The 2,093-nt window shown below is 29.8% G+C and carries 1 protein-coding gene and 1 pseudogene; one reads left to right on the forward strand and one right to left on the reverse strand.

What is annotated here, in order from left to right; genetic code table 11:
- A partial coding sequence (locus VK998_RS11600) for an MATE family efflux transporter (RefSeq protein WP_325228496.1) occupies window positions 1-1,361 on the forward strand: 1,361 nt, incomplete at its 5' end.
- A gap of 420 nt (window positions 1,362-1,781) precedes the next feature.
- Here the strand turns inward: VK998_RS11600 and VK998_RS11605 are convergent.
- A pseudogene (locus tag VK998_RS11605) lies at window positions 1,782-2,093 on the reverse strand (Mur ligase family protein); the annotation flags it as partial.

Here is a 2,093-nt window from a genome sequence, read left to right on the forward strand (position 1 = left end):
AAAATAATGAATTGTTAACAGGTGATTTAAAGAAAAATTTACTTAGGATTTCCATACCTACCATGTTTGGTTTCGCTCTACAGGCTATATATGATATGGTAGATATGATCTGGATTGGTAGAATTTCAGCTTCTGCAGTAGCAGGAGTAACTATTTTTTCTACTGTTTTTTGGTTAGTAGCAGTATTAAATGAAATTATAGGTTCTAGCTCCATTTCTTTGATTACTCAAAGCTATGGAAGAAAGGATATTCAAAGAACTAGAATAGTCGTAGAACAAACATTAACTTTCAAAGCTTTAGTTGCTATTATTTCAGCTATTATCATTTCAATCATATTAAAACCTTTATTATCATTTTTCACAACAGAAGATGCAGTCCTTACAGCTGCCTTAGACTATGGATACATAAGAATGTTCTTCCTTCCCATAATGTTTTCTTCCTACTCGGTTAATACTGCCTTAAGATGTTTAGGCGATGCTAAGACCCCTATGAAAATAATGATAATATCTTCTATATCGAATATGATCTTAGACCCAATATTCATGTTTGACAAAGTACCTGGAACTAATATCCCTGGATTTAATTTAGGAGTATTTGGTGCAGCTTTAGCCACAGTTATATCTACAGTTATAGCTTTTTCTATAGGGTTTTATATATTACTTAGAGGACATGAAAAATTAAAAATAACTTTCAAAGGATTATTTAAACTAAATTGGGAAATCGATAAGAAATTGTTAACCATTGGATTACCAACTGGTATAGAAGTCCTTATGAGAAATTTATCTAGCATTGCTACTTTAAAGTTTGTATCAATATATGGAACTGCTACAGTAGCAGCTGTAGGGATAGGTAGTAGATTATTTAACTTCGCTTTTATGCCTATAATGGGAATTGTCATGGGTGCTAGTACCATAGTAGGTCAAGCATTAGGATCAGAAAAAATCGATACAGCAAAAGATACCGCAAAATTTGCTGCCTTAATTAATGTAATAATCATGGGAATCCTATCAATTATATCAGTATTTATACCAGATAAAATAATGGCCATTTTTATAGAAGATTTTGAAGTCATTAAAATAGGAGTTCCTATGATAAGGATTTTAATCCCTTCTTTAATATTAGCTGGATGGTCTATGGGGTTAGGCTCTGTATTTACTGGTTCTGGTCATAATACCCCTTATCTATTATCTAGCATTATCTCTAGATGGGGAATACAAATCCCTATGCTATTTATAACCACTAAAATACTAAATCTCTCAGTTATTTATGTTTGGCTTAGTTTTTTAGCAGCAGAAGTAGGAGAAGTTGTTGTCATGTTGACCCACTATAATAAGGGAAAATGGATGAGAAAACGGGTATAATAATAGGGGTGTGTCTTGTGAAAAAAATCCATAAAATCATATTCTTAATAATAGGTATATATTTAATACATTTACTTATTTATATAGGAATGGTACATATTATAAATACAAATATAACTACTTGGGCTAATGCTGTTAAGAAACTAAAAATAAATTCTAACATAGATTCATACACTCATGTATATATTCATATTTACTATTTTGGTCTGTCAACTTATTTTATGCTTAAATCTTTAAAAATCCCCATTGGTAAAATACCTAAAATTATAATTTTTATAATCACCTATGCTTTTATTTTTATGGGCTTATATAAATATTATGAAATAAAATATTTCATACAAATGCTATTAATTGCAAATGGATTGCTAATAACTCTAAATATGCTATACAAAAAAATAAATATTTGACTTTTCCTTTTTATTACATCCCAGCTATCCTATTTTCTAATGCTCCAAATATTTCTCTTTTATCTATACCTGATTTTGACTTATATATATCTTCTAGTGCAATTTTTGCACCATAGTCCATTCCTTGACAACCTGCTAAAAGTACAATATCATCCCTAGCTACCTTAGATAATCCATGAGAAATAGCGTCTGGTAGCTCATCGTATAGATGAACTTTAATATTTTCTTCATCCATTATTTCTTGAAAAGCCTTTATTTCTTCATCTCTTACCTTATCTTTTTCATTAACATGGGATTTGCTTAATGTAGCAATTATTTCTTTTAT

It is taken from the genome of Schnuerera sp., assembly GCF_035459645.1.
GTDB lineage: Bacteria > Bacillota > Clostridia > Tissierellales > Tepidimicrobiaceae > Schnuerera.